A 20,238-nucleotide genomic window follows, 5' to 3' on the forward strand; every position below is an offset into this window, starting at 1 on the left:
ACGGGAGGCTTGACCGGTTGGTTCCAATGGGTAGGGGTGACCCTGACTTGTCCCTGATTCAACCCTCGGTCACCTGCAAACGGCTTAAAGGATCTCCTACCGTGGAGACATGGCACGCATCCTTCTGATCATCGCCGCGATCATCGTCGCACTGCTTCTCGTCGGCCCGCTCGTGGGTTTCGTCTTCACGCTTCTCAAGTGGGCTCTCATCATCGGCGCCGTCGTCCTCGGTGTCACGTTCGTCGCGAAGTGGGCCCAAAGGCCGTAGCTTCCGCCCGCTTCCCAAGGCATAGTGAGTGAATGGAGGCGCGGCCGGCGGTTGACGATGCCGCGCTCGGGCGCGAGGCGCTGGCCGTGCTCGAGGCGAACTGGACGGGCAGCGGCACCGTGCCCGCGCCCGGCCTGTACCCGCACCAGTGGAGCTGGGACTCCGCGTTCGTCGTCATCGGCCTGGCCAGGCACCGTCCGGAGCGCGCCCGGGAGGAGCTGCTCAGCCTGCTGAGCGGCCAGTGGGCGACCGGCATGGTGCCCCACATCGTCTTCCACACGCGCGAGGCGTACTTCCCCGGGCCGTCCGTCTGGCGTTCGCAGGAGCACGAGTCCGCGCCGAGGGTCGGCACCTCCGGGCTCACCTCACCGCCGCTGCAGGCGCTGGCGCTGCGGTGGCTCTACCGGCACACCGGCGACGTGGGGTTCGTCCGGCGGACCTTCCCGCTGCTCGTCGCCCAGCACCACTACCTCGCCTCGGCCCGCGACCTCGGCGGCGCGGGGCTGGCGGCCATCGTCCACCCCTGGGAGTCGGGCATGGACGACAGCCCGGCCTGGGACCAGCCGCTCGCCGCGCTGCCCGTCATCGGCTACGGCTACCGCAACGTGGAACTGGCCGACCGCCACCCCGACAGCGACCACGACCGTTACGTCTGGCTGGCCATGCGCTACCGCGACGCCGGCTACCGCGCCGAGTACCTGCGCGACGAGCACCCGTTCGCGGTCGAGGACCCGATGTTCAACGGCATCTGGCTCGCCTCCTGCCAGGCGCTGGCCGAGCTGGCGCCGCTGGCCGGCGCCGATCCCGCGCCCCACGCCGAACAGGCCGAACGCATCAGGCAGGCCATGCTCGACCGGCTCTGGGACGGCTGCTTCTACCCCCGCGACCTGCGCTCCGACCGGCTGATCAAGGTCTGCACGGTGGGCGCGTTCGGGCCGCTGCTCGATCCCGGGCTGCCCAGCGACCAGCTGCACGCCTGCGTCGAGGTGCTGGAGTCGGCCCGGTTCATGGGCGCGACCGGCTACCCGGTGCCGAGCTGCGAGATCCGCGCCGCCCAGTTCGACCGCACCCGCTACTGGCGCGGGCCGTCCTGGGTGAACACCAACTGGCTGTTACGCCGGGCCGCCGCCGTCCACTCGCTCGACCAGCTGGGGCGGCAGCTCGCCAACGGCACCCTGCGGCTCGTCCGGCAGGCCGGGTTCCGCGAGTGTTTCGATCCCTTCGACGGCAGCGGGCGCGGGTGCAGGGACTTCTCGTGGAGCGCGGCGCTCACCCTCGACCTGCTCGCCGATACCGTGGAGGTATGAGCATTTTTCGCCGCCTGCCCGCCGACGTGCGCCGATCGCTGGACGTCCGGCCGGGGGAGCGGGTGCTGACGTTCACCGAGACGGGTGACGGTCACCTGGTGGCCACCAACCTGGCCCTGTTCCTGTCGGACGGGACGCGGGTGCCGTACGAGGAGATCGACAAGGCGTCGTGGGACGACGAGGGGCTGCGGGTCGTCACCGTCGGCGGCGCCCGGTACTTCGAGCGGGTCGCCGAGCCGCGGATGGTGCCGGAGACCGTGCGCGAGCGGGTGAACTCCACCATCGTGGTCAACAAGCGTGTCAGCCTGCCGGGGCGCGGCGGCGTACGGCTGGTGGCCAGGCGTCCGCCGGGCGGCGAGGTGCTGGGCTGGACCCTGGTCTTCGACGAGGGGCTCGATCCGGCGGACCCGGGGCTGCGCGCGCAGGCCGAACAGGCCCTGGAAGGCGTCCGGCGCAGCATGGGCGTGTGAGGGATCACACGTCCGTGCCGCGCCGGATCTCGGGGTCTCGGCCTCAGTAGGGGATGCCGGTCTCGCGGGACTTGCGTTCCGCGAGATCCTCCTCCTCGGGCCAGCCGCTGCCGGACCTGTGATGGCCGTCGGAGCCGAGGAACGGGATCTTCTCCTGAAGAGTTCCGCCCACCTTCTCCCTGGCCGCTCCGGCCAGCTTCGACGCTTGCGCGCCGACCACGCCCGCGGCCTCCTGGACCCTCGGGCTGTCGGCCACCCGCTGGGCCGCCCGCTTGATCTGTTCGTACCGCTCGCGGCCCGCCCGGCTGCCGAGCACGTAACCGACCGCCAGACCGACCGCAAATGTCATCCGATAACGCATGTTGCACCTCCGCTGTCTCCCGGCCTACCCCAGTTGCGATGCGACACGCACTCCCGGAGTGCGCTAATCTATTCCTGCGCACGAAGGAAGGGCCCAACAAGCCCGACCAGCAGGGCGAACGTTCGATCCCGCGTAGCTCAACGGCAGAGCAGCCGGCTGTTAACCGGCAGGTTATAGGTTCGAGTCCTATCGCGGGAGCCAGTGGTCAGGCCCTCTACCTGGAGACAGGTGGAGGGCCTGAGTCGTTTCCGGGGCGTCGTCCGGGGTCTCGGACGACGCGTTCCCCTCACTCAAGGCCCAGGTCCTCGACCGCCGGTCCTACGGGGCGAGGTAGTACTCAGGGGCGCCGCCCGTGGCCTGGACGACGATGGGCTCCGCGCCTTCCCATCCCGTGTTCCTGAGGTGGTACCGGACGCGGTAGTCGTGGAGACCGGCGACGTCGTAGTCGGTGACGTCGAGCGTCAGGCGTACGGTGCGGGTCTCGTCGTTGCTCATGAACGGGGAGCGTAGACGTCGCCACCGACAAGATCGTGCGAGGCGGCGCGTGGAGTGTACGGGTTGTAGTGGGTGGGTTACGGGATTTTAGGGTTTGGGGGACAAGGGGAGGGTTGGGGCGGAAGATGGGGGAGCCGGTCGGGTATGGCCGGCAGCCGCGGGAAGTCGTCGAAGGTGGCGTGGAGAGGGCGCCGCCGCAGGACGTGCCGCCGACCCGGAATCGGCGGGGCGCTCCGCTGACGGAGAAGTGTTGGTTGCCGCGTGCGTACCTGGATCAGATCCCTGCGTCCCTTCGATGTGCAAGCCGTGCACGCGCTGTTCGAGCGCACCACGGACGTCCGCGAGGCGGAGCGCTTCATCAGGCTCTTCCACGCCGAGAACCCCTCCGCCGGCGGCCTGGCCGCCCGGCTGCGCGACGTCGCCAGAGACGTCGCCCGCCACGGCACGTACGCCCACACCTTCGAGGAGCTGGAGTTCGGCGCGCGGGTCGCCTGGCGCAACAGCGGCCGGTGCATCGGACGCCTGTACTGGCGCTCGCTGAAGCTGCGCGACCGGCGGGAGGTGGCGACCGCGGAGGGCGTGGCGGTGGAGTGCGTGGCGCACCTGCGGGAGGCGACGGGGGAGGGGCGCATCAGGCCCACCATCACCGTCTTCGCCCCGGACACCCCGGCCATGCCGGGCCCGCGGGTGCTCAACGACCAGCTCGTCCGCTACGCCGGGCACCGTCTGGACGGCGGCGGCGTCCTGGGCGACGCGCGCAACGCCGGGCTCACCGACCTGGCCAAGGAGCTCGGTTGGCGCGGCGGGCCGGGCCGGTTCGACGTGCTGCCGCTGATCGTGCGGGCCGGGCTCGGCGACCCGCTGCTGTGCAACCTGCCCGGCGACGCCGTGCTGGAGGTGCCGCTGCTGCACCCCGAGTACGCGTGGTTCGCCGAGCTGAGGCTGCGCTGGCACGCCGTGCCGGTCATCTCGGACATGTGCCTGGAGATCGGCGGCGTCTGCTACCCGTGCGCGCCGTTCAACGGCTGGTACATGGGGACCGAGATCGGGGCGCGCAACCTGGCCGACGCCGACCGGTACGACCTGCTCCCCGAAGTGGCCAAGCACCTCGGCCTGGACACCTCCACCGAGCGCTCGCTGTGGCGCGACCACGCGCTGGTCGAGCTCAACGTGGCGGTGCTGCACTCGTTCGAGGCGGCCGGGGTGACGATCACCGACCACCACACCGAGTCCCGGCGCTTCCTGACCCACCTGGAACGCGAGGAGCGCGCCGGACGCCGCTGCCCGGCCGACTGGTCGTGGATCGTCCCGCCGCTATCGGGCGGCGCGACCCCGGTCTTCCATCGGTACTACGACACCTGCGAGCTGACCCCCGCCTACGTGCACCGCCACCCCACCCGGTGACATGCTTGCCAGCCCTGCCCAGAACATGGTTCGGTTAGCGCATGGCGGAACTCGTGCTCTCATCGTCGGACCGGGGCGTGCTCACGCTGACCTTCAACCGTCCCGACACGCTCAACGCCTGGACGGACGCCATGGGCCGGCGCTACTTCGACCTGCTGGCCGAGGCCGAGAAGGACCCCGACGTCCGGGCCGTCGTGGTGACCGGCGCGGGCAAGGGCTTCTGCGCCGGAGCCGACTTCAGGACGCTCGCCGCCATCCAGACCGGCTCCTACGACGAGACCCCCGACCCGCGGCCCAACACCTTCCCCACGACCATCGGCAAGCCGATCATCGCCGCGGTCAACGGGGCCTGCGCCGGGCTCGGCATGGTGCACGCGCTCGTCTGCGACCTGGTCTTCACGGCCGAGGAGGCCAAGTGGACGACGGCGTTCCCGCGCCGCGGCCTGGTCGCCGAGTACGGCCTGTCCTGGGTGCTGCCGAGGGTCATGGGCCAGCAGCGGGCCATGGACGTCCTGCTGTCGGGCCGGGTGTTCAGCGGGCGGGAGGCGTACGAGCTGGGCCTGGCCAACCGGGCGGTGCCCGGGGAGTCGCTGCTGGAGCAGGCCCAGGAGTACGCGAGGGAGCTGGCCGTGCACAGCTCGCCGGCGTCCATGGCGGTGATCAAGCGGCAGGTGTGGCACGACTGGGACACCACGCTGGAGGAGTCGGCCAGGAAGGCCGTCCACGAGATGCTGGCCTCCTTCGGGCGGCCCGACTTCGCCGAGGGCGTCGCCAGCTTCCTGGAGCGGCGCCCGCCCAACTTCCCGGCGCTGTGAAACCGCAGGCCGGAGGGGGGCCGGCCGGCGCGCGCCGAGGTTAGACGACGAGCCCCGCCGGGTAGGCAGGGCGTGTCCGGGAGCTTCACGGCGAAGCGGGGACGCGGGGCAGGTTCGGGGGGCGCGGTGCAGGCTTTCGTCATGAGGGAGATCGGCCGGGTCGGCTTCATGGACAAACCCGTGCCGCGACCGGGCCCGCGCGACGCCGTCGTCCGCACCACCACCGCACTCATCTGCACCTCCGACTCCCACACCGTCCAGGGCGGCATCGGCCCGCGCACCGACCTGACGCTCGGGCACGAGGCCGTCGGCGTCGTGCACGAGGTGGGCGGCGAGGTGCGCGACTTCCGGCCGGGCGACCGCGTCCTGGTGGGGGCCATCACGCCCGACTGGGGCGATCTCGCCTGTCAGGACAACCACCCGTCGCAGTCCGGCGGCCCGCTCGGCGGGTTCAAGTTCGCCAACTCCAAGGACGGCGTCTTCGCCGAGTTCTTCCACGTCAACGAGGCCGACGCCAACATGGCCAAGATCCCCGGCGGCGTGCCGGACGAGACGGCCGTCTACTGCGCCGACATGCTCTCGACCGGGTTCATGGGCGCCGAGAACGGCGACATCCCCATCGGGGGGACGGTCGCCGTGCTGGCCCAGGGCCCGGTGGGGCTCATGGCCACCGCCGGCGCCCGGCTGCGCGGCGCGGGCCTGGTCATCGGGGTCGAATCGGTGCCCCGCCGCAAGCGGCTCGCCCGCGACTACGGCGCCGACGAGATCGTCGACTTCGCCACCGAGGACGTCGTCGAGCGCGTCCTCGGGCTGACCGGGGGCCAGGGCGTGGACACCGCCATCGAGGCGCTCGGCGCGGACGCCACCTTCCAGACCGCGATCAAGATCACCAAGCCGGGCGGGACGGTGTCCAACACCGGCTACTACGGCCAGGGCGAGTTCGTCCGCATCCCGCGCGTCGAGTGGGGCGTCGGCATGGCGGAGAAGAAGATCACGACCGGCCTGTGCCCGGGCGGACGGCTGCGCATGGAACGCCTGCTGCGCATCCTGGAGGGCGACCGGCTCGATCCCACGCCCCTGACCACCCACACGTTCGGCTTCGAGGAGATGGAACGCGCCTTCGAGGTCTCGGACAAGAAGCTCGACGACGTGGTGAAGGTGATGATCGCCTTCCAGTGACGGCAAGGGCACCAAAAGGCGCCGAGAAGCACTGAGGAGCGCCGAGAAGCACTGAGGAGAACGCCGGCCATGCTCGACCTCGACCCACCCTTCCGCCCGGTGCGCCGCCGGGACGGCTACCCGGCGCTGGAGGACCTGGGCCTCATCGGCGACGGCACGACGGCGGCGCTGGTCGGTCTCGACGGCTCGATCCCGTGGTTGTGCCTGCCCGACTTCGACAGCGATCCCCTGCTGTGCGGCCTGCTGGACCACGAGCGCGGCGGCCACTTCACGCTGACGGCCGACGACCTGCGCGAGGCCAGGCAGTACTACGAGCCGGACACCGCCGTGCTGGTCACCGAGCTGCGCGGCCCGTCCGGCGTGGTGCGGATCACCGACGCGCTGGTCCTGCGCGCCGGCGCCGACCTCAGCGACGACGCGGGCGGCGGCAGGGGCGAGCTGGTCCGGTCCGCGGTCGTCCTGGCGGGGAGCGTACGCCTGCGGGCGGAGCTGGAGCCGCGCGGCGGCGGGCAGGCCCGGATGCTCGGCAGCGGCCTGGAGGTGCGCGCGTCCCGGCGGCCCGACCTGCGGCTGCATCTGCGCTCCGACCGGCCGCTGACCGGGCTGCGCACCGTGCACGACCTCCAGGAGGGCGACCGCCTCGACCTGGTGCTGTCGTGGGGGCGCATCCACCGTCACCACCGGTTCGACCCCGAGGCGATGTTGCGGCAGACCGCCGACGCCTGGCGGCGCTGGATGGGCGCGTGCGGCTACCGGGGCCCGCAGGAGGCGCTGGTCCGGCGTTCGGTGATCACGCTGAAGCTGTGCGACGACTGGGTCAACGGCTCGCTGGTGGCGGCGCCGACGTCCTCGCTGCCCGCGCCCGTCGGCGGGGTGCGCAACTGGGACTACCGCTACACGTGGATCCGCGACGCCGCCTACGCCGTCTTCGCGCTGCGCCGCGTCGGCTTCGAGGAGGAGGCCGACGGCTTCCTCGGCTGGGTCCTCGACGCCTTCGAGCAGAGCGGCGATCCGCTGATCATGTACACGCTGCGCGGCGACCCCGTACCCGAGGAGGTCGTCGACCCCGATCTGGAGGGCTACCGCCGCTCGGCGCCGGTGCGGTGGGGCAACGGCGCGGCCGACCAGCGCCAGCACGACGTCTACGGCGAGGTGCTGGACTGCGCCGACCAGTGGCTGCTGCCCGGCCGCGACCTCCAGCCCGCGCTGTGGTCGGGGCTGTCGGAGCTGGCCGAGGCCGCCGCGCGCACCTGGCAGGAGCCCGACCAGGGCATCTGGGAGGTACGCAGCCAGGGTCGGGTCTTCACCTACTCGGCGGGCATGTGCCAGGTGGCGCTGGACCGGGCCGCGGCCATCGGCGAGCGGCTGGGCCTGGCCGGTCCGATCGCCAGGTGGCGGTCCACCGCCGAGGAACTGCGCCGGCTCATCCTGGAACAGGCGTGGAACGAGGACGCGCAGTGCCTGGGCGAGCACCTCGACGGCGGCAGCGGCCTGGACGCCAGCCTGCTCGCGCTGCCGCTGCGCAAGGTCGTGCCGGCCAACCATCCGCGGATGGCGGCGACCACCGCGGCCGTCGCCGAACGCCTGTCCGCCGGCGACGGCCTGCTCTACCGCTACCTGCACGAGCAGTCGCCGGACGGTCTGCCCGGCGACGAGGGCGCCTTCCTGCTGTGCAGCTTCTGGCTGGTGGACAACCTGATCCTCCAGGGCCACCGGGCCCGCGCCGAGGAGCTGTACGCCTCCCTGTGCGCCCGCGCCAGCCCGCTCGGCCTGCTCCCGGAGCAGATCGACCCGGCCACGGGCGCGTTCGCGGGCAACTTCCCGCAGGCGTTCAGCCACATCGGGGTGATCGCCAGCGGGGTCAACCTGGCCCGGGCGGGGGCGGCCCGGACGCCCTGACCGGCTCAGGCCAGGCGGTGGGCGCCCTTGGCCGCGGTGGCCGACAGGAAGCGCGGGGCCTGGAAGCCGCGCTCGGCGTAGGCGGCCGTGACCGACGCGCGCACGTCGTCGAGACGGGCGTCGGGGACCAGGGCGATGGCCGAGCCGCCGAAGCCGCCGCCCGTCATCCTGGCGCCGCGGGCCCCGCCGCGGAAGGCGGCCTCCACGGCGACGTCGAGCTCCGGCGAGGAGACCTCGTACTGGTCGCGCAGCGACAGGTGGGAGGCGTTGAGCAGGGCGCCGATCTCGGTGACCTTGCCCGCGCGCAGCAGGCCGATCAGGGCCTCGACGCGGTGGTTCTCGGTGACGACGTGCATGACGCGCTTGCGCTCGGCGCCCTGGAGCCGGTCGAGGGCCGCGGCCAGGTCGGTGACGTCGCGCAGGGACGGCACGCCCAGCTTCCGGGCGGCGGACTCGCACTCGGCGCGGCGCTTGGCGTACTCGCCGCCGGCGTGCTCGTGGTGGACCTGGGTGTCGATGATGAGGATGCTCAGGCCCTCGGCGGCCAGGTCGAGGGGGATGTTCCTGGAGCCGAGCGAGCGGCAGTCGAGGAACAGCGCGTGGCCCTCCTGGCACAGCGCGGAGGCGGCCTGGTCCATGATGCCGCACGGCATGCCGACGAAGTCGTTCTCGGCCCGCTGGCTGAGCAGGGCGATCTCCATCGGCGTCAGGCCGAGCCCGTGGACGTCGTTCAGCGCGGAGGCGACGGCCACCTCCAGGGCGGCGCTGGAGCTGAGCCCCGCGCCCTGGGGCACGTCGCCGTCGATCGCGATGTCGGCGCCCGCGACCCGGTCGCCGAGCATGGCCAGCACGCCCACGGCGTAGCGGGCCCAGCCGGTCGCCTCCTCCCTGGCCGGCAGCTCGACCGGGCCGCCGGAGGACTGGAGGGACAGCAGGCGGATGGTCTGGTCGGCGCGCGGGGTGACGGCGGCGCTCACGCCCCACGGCACCGCGAAGGGCAGGACGAAACCGTCGTTGTAGTCGGTGTGCTCGCCGATCAGGTTGACCCGGCCGGGCGCGCGCCAGACCGTGCGGGGATCGGCACCGAAGGCGGCACGAAAAGCTTCAGCAACGCGCATAATCCAACACTCCTCAACAAAGGCCCGACCGTAGACTAGCGCCATGGAGGAGCTCCTGGATCCAGCGCTCGGCGAGGTCCGGGTGTTCCTGATGCACGACGACAACAAGCGGCGCAAGCTCAAGTACAACCTGGGCCATCGGCGGTTGCTCACCTTCGGCGGGGCGTACTCCCATCACATCAGTGCCGTGGCCCGGGCCGGGAGGCTGCACGGGATCGAGACGATCGGGGTGATCAGGGGCGAGGAGCACCTGCCGCTCAACCCCACGCTCGCCTTCGCCGTCTCCTGCGGGATGACGCTCACCTACCTCGACCGCGCCTCCTACCGGCTCAAGCACACGCCCGAGGTGCAGGCACGGCTGCGGGAGCGCTGGGGGGACGTCACGATCCTGCCGGAGGGCGGCAGCAACGCGGCGGCCGTGCGCGGCTGCGCCGAGCTCCCGCCGGAGATCGGCGTCGACTACGACGTGGTCTGCTGCCCGGTCGGCACCGGCGGCACCCTCGCCGGCATCGCGGCCGGGCTGCCCGAGGGCAGGCGGGCGCTGGGCTTCGCGGTGCTCAAGGGGGCCGGCTTCCTGACGGACGAGGTGGCCCGGCTCCAGCGCGAGGCGTACGGCCGTACCTGGACGAACTGGTCGGTCAACCTCGACTACCACTTCGGCGGCTACGCCCGCTCGACCCCCGTCCTCGACCGGTTCGCCGCCGAGCACCGGGTCGAGGGCGTCTACGTGGCCAAGATGCTCTACGGCGTGCTCGACCTGGCCCGGCAGGGAGCCTTCGCGCCGGGCACCCGCGTCGTCGCCGTGCTGACCGGTCAGCCCTCGACGTCCGTGGCGGCGTGCGGGGCGCCGACCGGCTTCGACTCGGGCGAGCCGCGCTGACGCAGGTAGACCGACAGCACCACCATCGACAACACGGCCAGCAGCTCCGACTGCCAGTTCTGCAGGCTGCGGTTCCAGAACTCGGCGGAGGTCACGTACTGGCCCCACGAGACGGGGTCGCGCAGGTCGCCCAGCCGTACGGAGTTGTAGGCCGCCTGGCCGGCCACCGACTGGGCCAGCCACGACAGCACGAAGATGACGCCCATCACCAGGCCGAGCGAGTTGCTGAACAGCCACAGCCGGGCTCCGCGGGCCTTGGCCCAGGCGGGGGAGTAGCTGGTGGCGTGCGCGCCGATCTGCTGCTGCTCGTCCGACTCGGCCCCGGCGTCCTCCACCTTCTTGGACTCGGGGGAGCCCTTCTGCACGAGCCAGACGGTCAGCATGATGTACAGGAAGAACTGCAGGTACTCCGACTGCCAGTTCTCGGCCACGTCCACGGCGAAGTCGGAGGAGGTGACGTACTCGGCGAACGACACCGGGTCGGCGCCCTGGACCAGTTGCAGGTCGTTGAACTGGAGCATGCCGGCCACCGCCTGGCCGCCGAGCGCCAGCAGGAACATGACCAGGAAGGCCAGCGACAGGGAGTTCTCCTTCAGCCACCTCACAACCGCGCCCACCCGATGGCGAAGAACCAGGCCAGCCCCGCCGCGATGACGAGCAGGGTCAGCGTGAACATCACCCGCATCAGCCCTCCACCTCGCATTCGTAGGGCAGGTCGCGCACGGGCCGGCAGCCCGCGGCCTTCACCCGCCAGCCGTCGGCGAAGCGGTGGAGGAACACCGTGTCGCCGGCCAGCCGCACCTGGGCCTCGTTCCCCCACACGTTCACCTCGGTGACCCGGCCGCCGGGGCCCAGCTTGACGTCGCCCAGCGCCTGCGCGCAGGTCTGGCCGGGGTCGGGCAGCTTGTCGGCGGTGGTACGGGCCAGCAGCCCGCACGCGGCGTTCTCCTGGTGGGCCGCCACGGCCGCGTGGAACCGTTCGGCGGCCCGCGCGGGGGACGTCGTGTCCACGGCGCAGCCGACGGCCGCCAGGAGGAGCGCGGGAACGACGAACGGGAATCTCATGAGCCACCCGCTACCCACAGGGGCTCAGGGCATGCTGCCGGGCGCGCCGGCTAGCCGAGCTGGTCGAGCACCGGGGTGACCAGGGCGTTGAGCTCGCGGGCCAGCACGACCACGGCCCGGTGGGCCCGCTGCTCGACCTCGTCGTGCGGGCCCTCGGGCTCCGGCGGGAGGTCGTCGAGCGGCACGGGCGCCTCGACGAGCAGTGTGGCGCGCAGGAACGGGATGCGCGCCAGGTCCTGCTGGCTCGGCTCGACGTACTGGCCGAAGGTCTCCTGCCAGCCCAGCCAGCCGCGGTCGCGCCACCAGGCCCGCGACCTGGTCAGCTCCTCGGGGAGCGGCGAGGCGATCTGGACGCGGGCGTAGAGGGTGCCGTCCCAGGTGTTGCGGTGGCAGGTGGCCTCCAGGACGCGGCGGTCCCAGCGCACGTAGCCGGGGGTGAGCGAGGGCGAGGTGGCCAGCCGCCAGGCCGCGCAGGCGAACCTGACCGGCGCGATGTCACCCCACTCGAACTCGTCGAGGTTCTTGCGCACGTGTACGGCGTAGCGCCCGTCACGGTCCCTGTCGAACTCCTGGTCGATCCAGAACGCCTTGCCCATGCCCCCTACGCTACGGCCCGGCGGGGCCGCCCGGCGGGGTACGGGAGATCTGGGTCTTGTCGGTAATTACGTGACCATATAAGCTCATCTGGTCAAACAATGGGAGGGCGAAGAATGGCCAGAGCGGGCAGGCCGCCGCAGGACCCCGCGCGGCACGCCGAGCGGGCCCACCGCATCCTCGACGCCGCCGCTGAGCTGATCCTGCGCTGGGGCTACGACAAGACCACCGTCGACGACGTGGCCAGGCGCGCCGGCGTCGCCAAGGGCACGATCTACCTGCACTGGAAGACGCGCGACGAGCTGTTCGCCGCGCTGCTGCGGCGCGAGCGGGTGCTCATGCTGGACCGGGTGCGCGAGGCCGCGCCCGCCACCCTCGGCGAGCTGTTCGGGAGCCTGGCCTCGGCGCTGCTGCACCGGCCGCTGCTGCACGCGGTCCTGCTCGACGACTCCGAGGTGCTCGGCAAGCTCACCCGGCTCAAGCGGCAGCGCCCGTCGATCGGCGGACTCGAACTCGGCGGCCCCTTCGACGCCTACCTGCGCGAGCTGGTCAAGCTGGGCGCCGTGCGCGAGGAGCCGGCCGAGCAGGTCATGGTGATCGGCTCGATCTTCTACGGCTTCATGTTCCTGCCCGGCGCGCGCCCGGAGTCCGAGCGGCTGCCCGACGACCGCGTCGCCGAGCTGCTGGCCGAGACCGTCGAACGCGCGGTGGGCACCGGACGCGCGCTGCCGCCCGCCGACGCCGCGGCCGTCGCGCGGGCCACGCTCGACCTCCTCGACGCCCTCGCCGACGTCGCCCGGCGCAAACTGGCGACATCCATGAGCCCTGCTAAGGAGCGCGTGCAGTGAAGGAAGTCATCCCCCTCGACGACGAAGCCGCCGCCGACCTCGACACCGCGGGCGGCAAGGGCGCCTCGCTGGCCCGGCTGGTCAGGGCAGGGCTGCCGGTGCCCGGCGGGTTCGTCGTCACGACCGGGGCGTACCGGTCGTTCGTGTCGGCGTTCGGCGACGAGATCGCCTCCTCCGGTGACCCCGGCGCGCTGTTCGCCGCGCACGAGATCCCGGCCGGCCTGGCCGCGCAGATCGAGGCCGCGCACGCCGCGCTCGGCGACGACGTCGCGGTGGCCGTGCGCTCGTCGGCCACCGCCGAGGACCTGCCCGAGCTGTCGTTCGCCGGGCAGCAGGACACCTTTCTCAACATCCGGGGCGACGGGCTGCTGGAGGCGGTCCGCCGCTGCTGGGCCTCGCTGTGGAACCCGCGCGCCGTCGCCTACCGCGAGCGCAACGGCGTCCCGCACGACGACGTGGCCCTGGCCGTGGTCGTCCAGGAGCTGGTGGACGCCGACGCGGCCGGGATCATGTTCACCGCCGACCCGGTCACCGGCGCGCGCGACGAGATCGTGGTCAACGCCTCCTGGGGGCTCGGTGAGGCCGTCGTCGGCGGGCAGGTCACGCCGGACACGATCACCCTGTCGGGTGGCCGGGTCACCGGGTCGCGGGTCGCCGACAAGACCGTCATGACCGTGCGCACCGCGAGCGGCACCCGTGAGGAGCCCGTGCCCGAGGAACTGCGCCGCCGACCCGTGCTCGACCCGCCGCAGGCGGTGGAGCTGGCCGCGCTCGGCGAGCGCGTCCAGGCCCTGTACGGCCTGCCCATGGACGTCGAGTGGGCCAGGCGCGACGGCACGTTCGCGATCCTCCAGGCCCGCCCGATCACCGGCCTGAAACCGCAGGTCGAGGAGTGGAACGACAGCCTCAAGGGCGACTACCTGTGGACCGCGGGCAACCTGGGCGAGGCCATCCCCGACGTGATGACCCCGGCGACCTGGTCCTTCGTCCGGCTGTTCATCCACGAGGCCATGTCGGCCTCGGCGCTGCCCGGCTTCGACCTGGTGGGCAACATCGGCGGCCGGTTCTACATGAACCTCAGCGTCGTCCACTCCATCGCCGCCGCCCTGGGCATGCGGAGCAGGCTGGGCGCGGTCGAGCAGGTCTTCGGCAAGCTGCCGCCCGGCCTGGAGATGCCCCTGGTGGGCCTGTCCCGCTGGGAGATCATCAGGCGCGTCCTGCCGATGGCCGTGAACCTCCAGCGGCGGGTGCGCCGGAACCTCAAGGAGATGCCGGCCTTCCTCGCCGCCTCCCGGCGGCGCTGCGAGGAACTGCGCGAACGCGTCGCCGCCACCTCCTCCGGCCCCGAACTGGCCGACCTGTGGACGGCCGAGATCAAGCCCCACGTGGTCACCTCCAGCCGCATGCTGGAGGCCGCCGGCCGCCAGGGCGGCGCCACGCTCGTCTGGACCCGCGACCGGCTGCGCAGGCTGATGGGCGAGGTGGACGCCGAGGCCATGCTCACCGGCGTGAACGCCGACGGCGAGCTGGCCAGCCTCGGGCCCGTCCTGGGCCTGGGCAGGCTGGCCAGGGGCGAGATCAGCAGGGAGGAGTTCGCGCTGGCCTACGGGCACCGCGGGCCGCACGAGTTCGAGGTCTCCCGGCCCCGGCCCGGCGAGGACCCGGCCTGGATAGACGCCCAGCTCACCGGCCTGCGCGACCTGCGGGCCGGCACCGAGGCGCTGCTCGCCCGCCAGGAGAAGGCCAGGCAGGAGGCGTGGGCGAGGTTCGCCGCCCGCCACCCGGGCAAGGAGGCCAAGATGCGCGCCCGGGTACGGCGGTGGAACGCGGTCGTCCGCGACCGGGAGAACGCCCGCTCGGAGAACATGCGGGCCTTCTGGGTGCTGCGGGCGTTCGTGGTGCGCGCCGGCGAGCTGACCGGTCACGGCGACGACCTGTTCCACCTCTACCTGGAGGAGATCCTCGACGTGCTGCGCGGCGACCCCTCTGCCTTGGAACGGGTGCCGGTACGGCGGGCGACCCACGACCTGTACGCCGCGCTGCCGCCGTACCCGACGGTGATCGTCGGCCGGTTCGACCCCGTCCGGTGGGCCGCCGACCCCGGCCGCCGGGCCGACGTGTACGACGCCCGCGGCTTCGACGTCCCGGTCAGCGACACCGTGACCGGGTTCCCCGGCGCGCCCGGCGTGGTCGAGGGCGTGGCCAGGGTCATCGCCGGCCCGGAGGACGGCGACCGGCTCAAGCCCGGCGAGATCCTGGTGACGACCCTGACGAACGTCGGCTGGACCCCCATGTTCCCGCGCGCCGCCGCCGTCGTGACCGACATGGGCGCGCCGCTGTCGCACGCCTCGATCGTCGCCCGCGAGCTGGGCATCCCGGCCGTGGTCGGCACCGGCAACGCCACCATGCGGCTGCGCGACGGCGACCGCGTCCGCGTGGACGGCGAGCGCGGCACGGTCGAGTTGCTGCGCTGAAAGGGGTGCTGCGCCGAAAGGGGTGCTGCGCCGAAAGGGGTGCTGCGGTGAAAGGGGTGCTGCGGTGAAAGGGGTGCCGCGGTGAAAGGGGTGCCGCGGTGAAAAGGTCGCTGCGGTGAAAAGGTCGCTGCGGTGAAAAGACTGCGCCAAGTCGGCCGCCCGCCGGCGGCCGGTGTGTTCTCTGGATGACCATGATCGAACAGTGGATCCTCGACGACGAGCGCGAGCTCGAAGCACGCTGCGCCCGCTTCCGCCTCGCCCTGCTGGGCCCCGACCGCGACGGCCCGCAGCCCGACCTCCAGAAGGAGCCCCGGCACCCGGATGACACCACCTGACCAGCCGTACACGTGGGACGACGTGCCCGGCGCCCTCGTCCGGGAGGTCGAGCGGCGGCTCGGCCGGGCGGCGGCGGGCTTCCAGGAGCGGCACGGCGGCTTCACCGGCGGCGTGCGCGGCGTGCTCACCCTGACCGGCGGCGGCCGGGTGTTCGTCAAGGCCGTGCCCGCCGCCTCGGGGCACGCGGCCGACTACCGGGCGGAGGCGGTGGTCGCCGCCGCCCTGCCGCCGGGCGTGCCCGCGCCCCGGTTCCTGTTCTCGTGCGAGGAGGCGGGCTGGGTCCTGCTCTGCTCGCGGGTCGCACCCGGCAGGGTCCCGCACGAACCCTGGCACGACGACGAGCTGGCCGCCGCGCTCGGCCTGCTCACGGCGTGCGCCCGCGAGCTGACCCCGTCCCCGCTGGGCGGCCTGCTCACACTGGCCGGGCGCATGTCGGGCCGCTGCGAGCTGTGGAACACCCTCGACCCCGCCCGCGCCGGAGCCTGGGAACGCGCCCACCTGCCCCGCCTGGCCGAGGTCGAACGCCGCTGGGCCGGCCTGGTCGCCGGGGACACGCTGCTGCACTTCGACCCGCGCTACGACAACATCCTCATCGACGGCGACGGGACCGCCCGCCTGGTGGACTGGGGCCGCGCCTGCACCGGACCGGCCTGGGCCGACCTGGTCTGCCTGCTGCTTCAGTCGGACCTCGGACCGCGCGACCCCGAGCGCGTGCTCACCGCGCACCCGCTCGGCCGCCGGGCGCCCGCCGGCCAGGTGGACGCCCTCCTCGTCGCCCTGCTCGGCTACTGGACGCGCGCGGCCACCCTGCCCGCGCCGCCGCCGCTGGGCGACCGGCGCGAACGCTCCCGCCGCGCCACCCTCGCCTGGCTGCGCGCCCGCTGGGCCTGACCGGGCCGCTGTCGGTCAGCCGCCGGTCAGCCGCCGACGTGGATGCCGGGCCGCCGCTGCGGGTCGGTCTCGATCTTGCGGATGATCTCGCGGACGACCGGGGCGGTGTCGCCGCGCCCCAGGATGAGGTAGCGCAGCAGGTGGACCATCGGCGAGCCCTCGGCCCACTCGAAGTAGCAGTGGGGGCGCACCCCGGTGGCGTCGCGCAGCGCGAGCAGGACGGCCGCGATGGCGTTGGGCGCGGCCGGGCTCTCCGCGCGCAGCACGCGGTGGCCGTCGACCTCGACGCCGCGCACCCGCAGCACGTCGCTGAAGCTGGAGGGGTCGATGACGTCGATCTCCAGGAAAAGCACGTCGGCCCGGCCCGGCACCGGGTTCATCGAACGCTGCTCGCTCTCTTTGGCCAGGTACTCGGCCGCGTCGCCGGGGCCGCGCCGGTTGGCGATGATGTTGAGCGCGCCGTCGTAGTCGAGTGAGTCGGTGACGAACCGGCGCGCCACCTCGTCGAACTCGATCCGGTCGGCCCGCAGCTCGGTCGTGCGCGACACCCGCGAGATCAGCGAGATCGCGACGATGCCGAGGATGAAGAACGCCGAGATGGTGATGCCGTCGGGCTTCTCCCTGATGTTCTCCACCAGCGCGTAGAGCAGCACCAGCGTCAGCACGGTGAACCCGATGGCGGCCGGCGTCTGGCGGCGCCGTACGGCCGAGATCGTCACCGCGACCGCGCCGGAGACCATCATGGCCAGGATGCCGGTGGCGTACGCGCCGGCCTGCGCGTCGACGTCGGCGTTGAAGAGCAGGGTGAGCAGGACGCAGATGGCCGTGTAGACCAGCACGACGGGCCGCACGGCCCTGCCCCACTCGGGCGCCATGCCGTACGAGGGCAGGTAGCGCGGCACGATGTTGATCAGGCCCGCCATGGCCGAGGCGCCGGCGAACCAGAGGATGAGGATGGTGCTGATGTCGTAGACCGTGCCGAAGCCCTCGCCGAGGCGCTCGTGCGCCAGGTACGCCAGCGCCCTGCCGTTGGCCTGCCCGCCGGGCGCGAACTGGTCGGCCGGGATGAGCACGGTGGTGACGAAGCTGGTGGCGATCAGGTAGACGCTCATGATGAGCGCGGCCACGGTCAGCAGCTTGCGGGTGTTGGCGATGCGCGAGCGCAGCCGCTGCTCGGGGTCGTCGCCCTGGGCCGCCACGAGGGGCATCATGCTGACGCCCGTCTCGAACCCGGACAGGCCCAGCACCAGCAGCGGGAAGGCCAGCACGGCCGGGCCGAGCAGCCCGGTGAAGCCGCCGCGCCCGGTCAGCAGCGCGTCCGTCCAGCGGGACAGCGACTCGGGCTCGGCCGCCACGTCGGCGAACCCGACGGCGACGACGACCGCGTTGAGCAGCAGGAACAGCGCCACCAGCGGGATCGCGACGCCGACCGCCTCGGTGAAGCCCATCAGGAACACCCCGCCGAGCACCAGCAGCAGCACCACGGTGATGATCACCGCGTGCCCGTGCAGGAAGCTCGGGAAGTACGGGTTCTCCAGGACGTGCACCGAGGCGTCGGCGGCCGACAGCGTGATCGTGATGATCCACGACGTGGCCACGAACCCCAGCAGGACCAGCACGAACAGCTTGCCCCGCCAGAACGGCAGCAGGCGTTCGAGCATGGCGACCGACCCCTGCCCGTTCGGGCTCTCCTTGGCCACCCGCCGGTACATCGGCAGCATGCCCAGCAGCGTCAGCCCCACGATGAGGAGGGTGGCCAGCGGCGACAGCGCGCCGGCGGCCAGCGCGGCGATGCCGGGCAGGTAGGCGAGGGTGGAGAAGTAGTCGACGCCGGTCAGGCACATGACCTTCCACCAGGGCTGCGGCTCGCCGTGCCCCTCGGCGGACTCCGGACCGACGGGCTGGACCTGGTGCCGCAGCAGCCACCGCGCCAGACCGCTCGAAGGCGGCCCGGTACGGCCCGCGCTCTCGACCGACTCGGGTACGGCCAGCCCACCGGTACCGCTCACCGGAACTTCCTCTCAAGGGACACCGCCAAACGAACGTCCCCACACTAGGGGGTCGGCCTCCGCGAGCGCGCGCCGCGGCCCCCGCCCTAGGAGCTGTTCACCGTTCGGATCAGGTGGCCGAGCGTGAGCGGCGGTGCCGGCGGCAGCGGTTCGGCGTGCCCGGCGCCGAAGGACTGCAGCAGGTACGCCACCAACCGCCGCGACGCCGCCTCCACCCCTTCCCCCGCACCGGCGATGAGGCCGCAGTTGGCCCTGAACAGCAGCACCAGGTCCGCGACGTCGAAGTCGGCCCGCAGCCGGCCCGTGGCCTTGGCCCGCCGTACCATCTCGGCGAGGCCCCGCTCGGCCCGCAACCGCGTGCGCTCGTAGTCGATCGCGTCCGGGAACGCGGTGAGGAAGGCCTCGGTGAACCCCCGGTCGGCGACCTGCATCGCGCACACCTTCTCGATCGCCCCGCGGAACCCCCGCCACGGATCCGGGTCGGCCAGAGCGTCGTCCACGGCCGACGCGCACGCCGCCAGCTCGTCCGCGAACACCTCCGTGATCAGGGACTCGCGGGACGGGAACCGCCGGTACAGGGTGGCCACCCCGACCCCGGCACGCCGGGCGATGGCCACCATCGGCGCGTCCAGACCGCGCGCGGCGAACGTCTCCCGCGCCGCGCCGAGGATGCGCGCCCGGTTGTGCCGCGCGTCCGCCCGCAGGTCCTTGGCCGACGCCAACTGAGAGGGATGATCAGCCATATTTCTCACATTAGCGTAAGTGGAGGGGGCCGTCCGGTTAGCGAGCTAGCGTCGTCCGTATGGAGACGAATCAGATGCGCGCGGCCCTGTTCGACCGGTACGGGCCGCCGGAGGAGCTGTACGTGGGCACGGTGCCGAAGCCGGTCCCCGCCCCCGGACAGGTGCTGGTGCGGGTGCACGCCGTCAGCGTGAACGGCGGCGAGGTGCACGGCCGGACCGGCCGGCTGCGCCTGGTGACCGGGATGATGCAGCGGGGCTTCCCGAAACGGGTCGGGATCGACCTCACCGGCGAGATCGTCGCCCTCGGCCCCGGGGTGACCGGCCCGAAGGCAGGCGACCGGGTGTGGGGCGCGCTGGGACGCACGTTCGGGAGCGCCGCCGAGTACGTGGCGATCCGCCCCCGCCGTCTGTCCCCGGCCCCGGCGGGACTCGACCTGGTGACGGCCGCGGCGCTCCCGGTGGGCACGACGGCCATCACGGCGCTGCGCGACCTGGCCGCGCTCAGGCCGGGCGAACGCCTGCTCGTCCGGGGTGGCAGCGGCGGCGTGGGCGTCGTCGCGGTACAGCTCGGCCGGGCGCTCGGCGCCCACGTCACCGCCCTCGCCGGGGCGCGGGGCCTCGACCTCGTCCGCGACCTCGGCGCGCACGAGGCGTACGACTACGCCGCCGTCGCCCCGGCGGACCTGGGCAGGTTCGACGTGATCCTGGACACCGCCGGCACCGAGCACGCCGCCTTCCGCCGCCTGCTGACGCCGTCCGGCCGGATGGTGGCGATCGCCTTCGACCAGCGCAGGATCGCGGCGTCCCTGGCGTACATCGCCGCCTCGGCCGTTCACGGGCGGCGGCGGGTGCGCTTCTTCAGCGGCAACCCCACCACCCGGCTCTTCACCGACCTCACCCGGTACGTGGACAGCGGCGCCATCCGCCCGGTCGTGGACACGGTCTTCCCCTTCGACGACATCGCCCAGGCACACCGGACCCTGGAGAAGGGCGGCGTACGCGGCAAGGTCGTCGTACGGATCGCCTGAGAACGGTACGACACGCCGAACGTCCACCGCGGCACCGCCGTCGCAGGACGGCTA

At 72.7% G+C, this 20,238-nt stretch carries 21 protein-coding genes and 1 tRNA gene; 14 read left to right on the plus strand and 8 right to left on the minus strand.

Translation table 11 applies throughout. From position 1 onward, the window contains the following. Window positions 1–109 precede the first annotated feature (109 nt). Genes AB0J97_RS10690 through AB0J97_RS10700 form a run of 3 tightly spaced genes read left to right on the plus strand, consistent with a single transcriptional unit; the run spans window position 110 to window position 2,045 of the window. On the plus strand, window positions 110–268 hold the full coding sequence (locus AB0J97_RS10690; protein ID WP_357693913.1) for a hypothetical protein: 159 nt from the start codon (window positions 110–112) through the stop codon (window positions 266–268). 32 nt (window positions 269–300) lie between these two features. After that, window positions 301–1,575 carry a hypothetical protein gene (locus AB0J97_RS10695; RefSeq protein ID WP_364086921.1) on the plus strand — a complete coding sequence of 425 codons (1,275 nt, stop codon included), beginning with the start codon at window positions 301–303 and terminating at the stop codon, window positions 1,573–1,575. After that, window positions 1,572–2,045, plus strand: coding sequence for a hypothetical protein (locus tag AB0J97_RS10700; protein WP_357693908.1), 474 nt, complete (start codon window positions 1,572–1,574; stop codon window positions 2,043–2,045). Before AB0J97_RS10695 ends, AB0J97_RS10700 begins: the two co-directional genes overlap by 4 nt. A 43-nt stretch (window positions 2,046–2,088) precedes the next feature. Here the strand turns inward: AB0J97_RS10700 and AB0J97_RS10705 are convergent, their stop codons facing one another. After that, window positions 2,089–2,406: a YtxH domain-containing protein gene (locus tag AB0J97_RS10705; RefSeq protein ID WP_357693906.1), complete on the minus strand. Its 318-nt coding sequence runs from the start codon at window positions 2,404–2,406 to the stop codon at window positions 2,089–2,091. A 126-nt stretch (window positions 2,407–2,532) separates the two neighbouring features. On the opposite strand from AB0J97_RS10705, the gene AB0J97_RS10710 reads away from it, so the two are divergent. Continuing rightward, a tRNA-Asn gene (locus tag AB0J97_RS10710) sits at window positions 2,533–2,607 on the plus strand. 117 nt (window positions 2,608–2,724) lie between these two features. Here the strand turns inward: AB0J97_RS10710 and AB0J97_RS10715 are convergent. Next, window positions 2,725–2,901: a hypothetical protein gene (locus AB0J97_RS10715; RefSeq protein ID WP_364086924.1), complete on the minus strand. Its 177-nt coding sequence runs from the start codon at window positions 2,899–2,901 to the stop codon at window positions 2,725–2,727. A 306-nt stretch (window positions 2,902–3,207) separates the two neighbouring features. Between AB0J97_RS10715 and AB0J97_RS10720 the strand changes: the two genes are divergently transcribed. From AB0J97_RS10720 to AB0J97_RS10735, 4 genes are all read left to right on the plus strand, one after another. After that, on the plus strand, window positions 3,208–4,305 hold the full coding sequence (locus AB0J97_RS10720; RefSeq protein ID WP_364086926.1) for a nitric oxide synthase oxygenase: 1,098 nt from the start codon (window positions 3,208–3,210) through the stop codon (window positions 4,303–4,305). A gap of 41 nt (window positions 4,306–4,346) precedes the next feature. Beyond that, the gene (locus AB0J97_RS10725) at window positions 4,347–5,120 is read left to right on the plus strand and encodes an enoyl-CoA hydratase-related protein (RefSeq protein ID WP_364086928.1); all 774 of its coding nucleotides are present in this window, start codon (window positions 4,347–4,349) and stop codon (window positions 5,118–5,120) included. A 141-nt stretch (window positions 5,121–5,261) separates the two neighbouring features. Beyond that, window positions 5,262–6,299, plus strand: coding sequence for an NAD(P)-dependent alcohol dehydrogenase (locus tag AB0J97_RS10730; protein WP_364086930.1), 1,038 nt, complete (start codon window positions 5,262–5,264; stop codon window positions 6,297–6,299). Between the two features lie 69 nt (window positions 6,300–6,368). After that, window positions 6,369–8,198, plus strand: a complete 1,830-nt coding sequence (locus AB0J97_RS10735; RefSeq protein ID WP_357693894.1) for a glycoside hydrolase family 15 protein — start codon at window positions 6,369–6,371, stop codon at window positions 8,196–8,198. Between the two features lie 5 nt (window positions 8,199–8,203). On the opposite strand, the gene galK is transcribed toward AB0J97_RS10735, so the two are convergent. Continuing rightward, the gene (gene galK / locus AB0J97_RS10740; protein WP_364086933.1) at window positions 8,204–9,316 is read right to left on the minus strand and encodes a galactokinase; all 1,113 of its coding nucleotides are present in this window, start codon (window positions 9,314–9,316) and stop codon (window positions 8,204–8,206) included. A gap of 43 nt (window positions 9,317–9,359) precedes the next feature. Here galK and AB0J97_RS10745 point away from each other — a divergent pair, with 43 nt between their 5' ends. Beyond that, the gene (locus AB0J97_RS10745) at window positions 9,360–10,196 is read left to right on the plus strand and encodes a 1-aminocyclopropane-1-carboxylate deaminase/D-cysteine desulfhydrase (protein ID WP_364086935.1); all 837 of its coding nucleotides are present in this window, start codon (window positions 9,360–9,362) and stop codon (window positions 10,194–10,196) included. Here the strand turns inward: AB0J97_RS10745 and AB0J97_RS10750 are convergent. The 3 genes from AB0J97_RS10750 to AB0J97_RS10760 all read right to left on the minus strand — a co-directional run bounded on the left by AB0J97_RS10750 (window position 10,130) and on the right by AB0J97_RS10760 (window position 11,857). Continuing rightward, window positions 10,130–10,801 (minus strand): DUF6766 family protein, encoded by a 672-nt coding sequence (locus AB0J97_RS10750; protein WP_364086936.1) that lies wholly within the window; start codon window positions 10,799–10,801, stop codon window positions 10,130–10,132. The genes AB0J97_RS10745 and AB0J97_RS10750 overlap by 67 nt on opposite strands. A 79-nt stretch (window positions 10,802–10,880) precedes the next feature. Further along, window positions 10,881–11,261, minus strand: coding sequence for a hypothetical protein (locus AB0J97_RS10755; RefSeq protein WP_364086938.1), 381 nt, complete (start codon window positions 11,259–11,261; stop codon window positions 10,881–10,883). A 50-nt stretch (window positions 11,262–11,311) separates the two neighbouring features. Further along, window positions 11,312–11,857 (minus strand): hypothetical protein, encoded by a 546-nt coding sequence (locus AB0J97_RS10760; protein ID WP_357693883.1) that lies wholly within the window; start codon window positions 11,855–11,857, stop codon window positions 11,312–11,314. 114 nt (window positions 11,858–11,971) lie between these two features. On the opposite strand from AB0J97_RS10760, the gene AB0J97_RS10765 reads away from it, so the two are divergent. From AB0J97_RS10765 to AB0J97_RS10780, 4 genes are all read left to right on the plus strand, one after another. Beyond that, window positions 11,972–12,703 (plus strand): helix-turn-helix domain-containing protein, encoded by a 732-nt coding sequence (locus tag AB0J97_RS10765; protein WP_364086941.1) that lies wholly within the window; start codon window positions 11,972–11,974, stop codon window positions 12,701–12,703. Then, the gene (locus AB0J97_RS10770; RefSeq protein ID WP_364086943.1) at window positions 12,700–15,177 is read left to right on the plus strand and encodes a PEP/pyruvate-binding domain-containing protein; all 2,478 of its coding nucleotides are present in this window, start codon (window positions 12,700–12,702) and stop codon (window positions 15,175–15,177) included. The genes AB0J97_RS10765 and AB0J97_RS10770 overlap by 4 nt, the downstream gene beginning before the upstream one ends. 185 nt (window positions 15,178–15,362) lie before the next feature. Then, window positions 15,363–15,512 (plus strand): hypothetical protein, encoded by a 150-nt coding sequence (locus tag AB0J97_RS10775; protein ID WP_357693877.1) that lies wholly within the window; start codon window positions 15,363–15,365, stop codon window positions 15,510–15,512. Continuing rightward, window positions 15,499–16,404, plus strand: a complete 906-nt coding sequence (locus tag AB0J97_RS10780; protein WP_364086945.1) for a phosphotransferase — start codon at window positions 15,499–15,501, stop codon at window positions 16,402–16,404. The genes AB0J97_RS10775 and AB0J97_RS10780 overlap by 14 nt, the downstream gene beginning before the upstream one ends. A gap of 26 nt (window positions 16,405–16,430) precedes the next feature. Here the strand turns inward: AB0J97_RS10780 and AB0J97_RS10785 are convergent, their stop codons facing one another. Then, window positions 16,431–18,413 (minus strand): amino acid transporter, encoded by a 1,983-nt coding sequence (locus tag AB0J97_RS10785; protein WP_364086947.1) that lies wholly within the window; start codon window positions 18,411–18,413, stop codon window positions 16,431–16,433. Between the two features lie 86 nt (window positions 18,414–18,499). Further along, window positions 18,500–19,156: a helix-turn-helix domain-containing protein gene (locus tag AB0J97_RS10790; RefSeq protein ID WP_364086949.1), complete on the minus strand. Its 657-nt coding sequence runs from the start codon at window positions 19,154–19,156 to the stop codon at window positions 18,500–18,502. Window positions 19,157–19,215: 59 nt separating this feature from the next. Here AB0J97_RS10790 and AB0J97_RS10795 point away from each other — a divergent pair, with 59 nt between their 5' ends. Then, entirely contained in the window at window positions 19,216–20,184 is a 969-nt protein-coding gene (locus AB0J97_RS10795) for an NAD(P)-dependent alcohol dehydrogenase (RefSeq protein ID WP_364086951.1), read from the plus strand. Window positions 20,185–20,238: the final 54 nt, after the last annotated feature.

It is taken from the genome of Nonomuraea sp. NPDC049607, assembly GCF_040675375.1.
In the GTDB taxonomy this organism is placed as follows: Bacteria; Actinomycetota; Actinomycetes; order Streptosporangiales; family Streptosporangiaceae; genus Nonomuraea.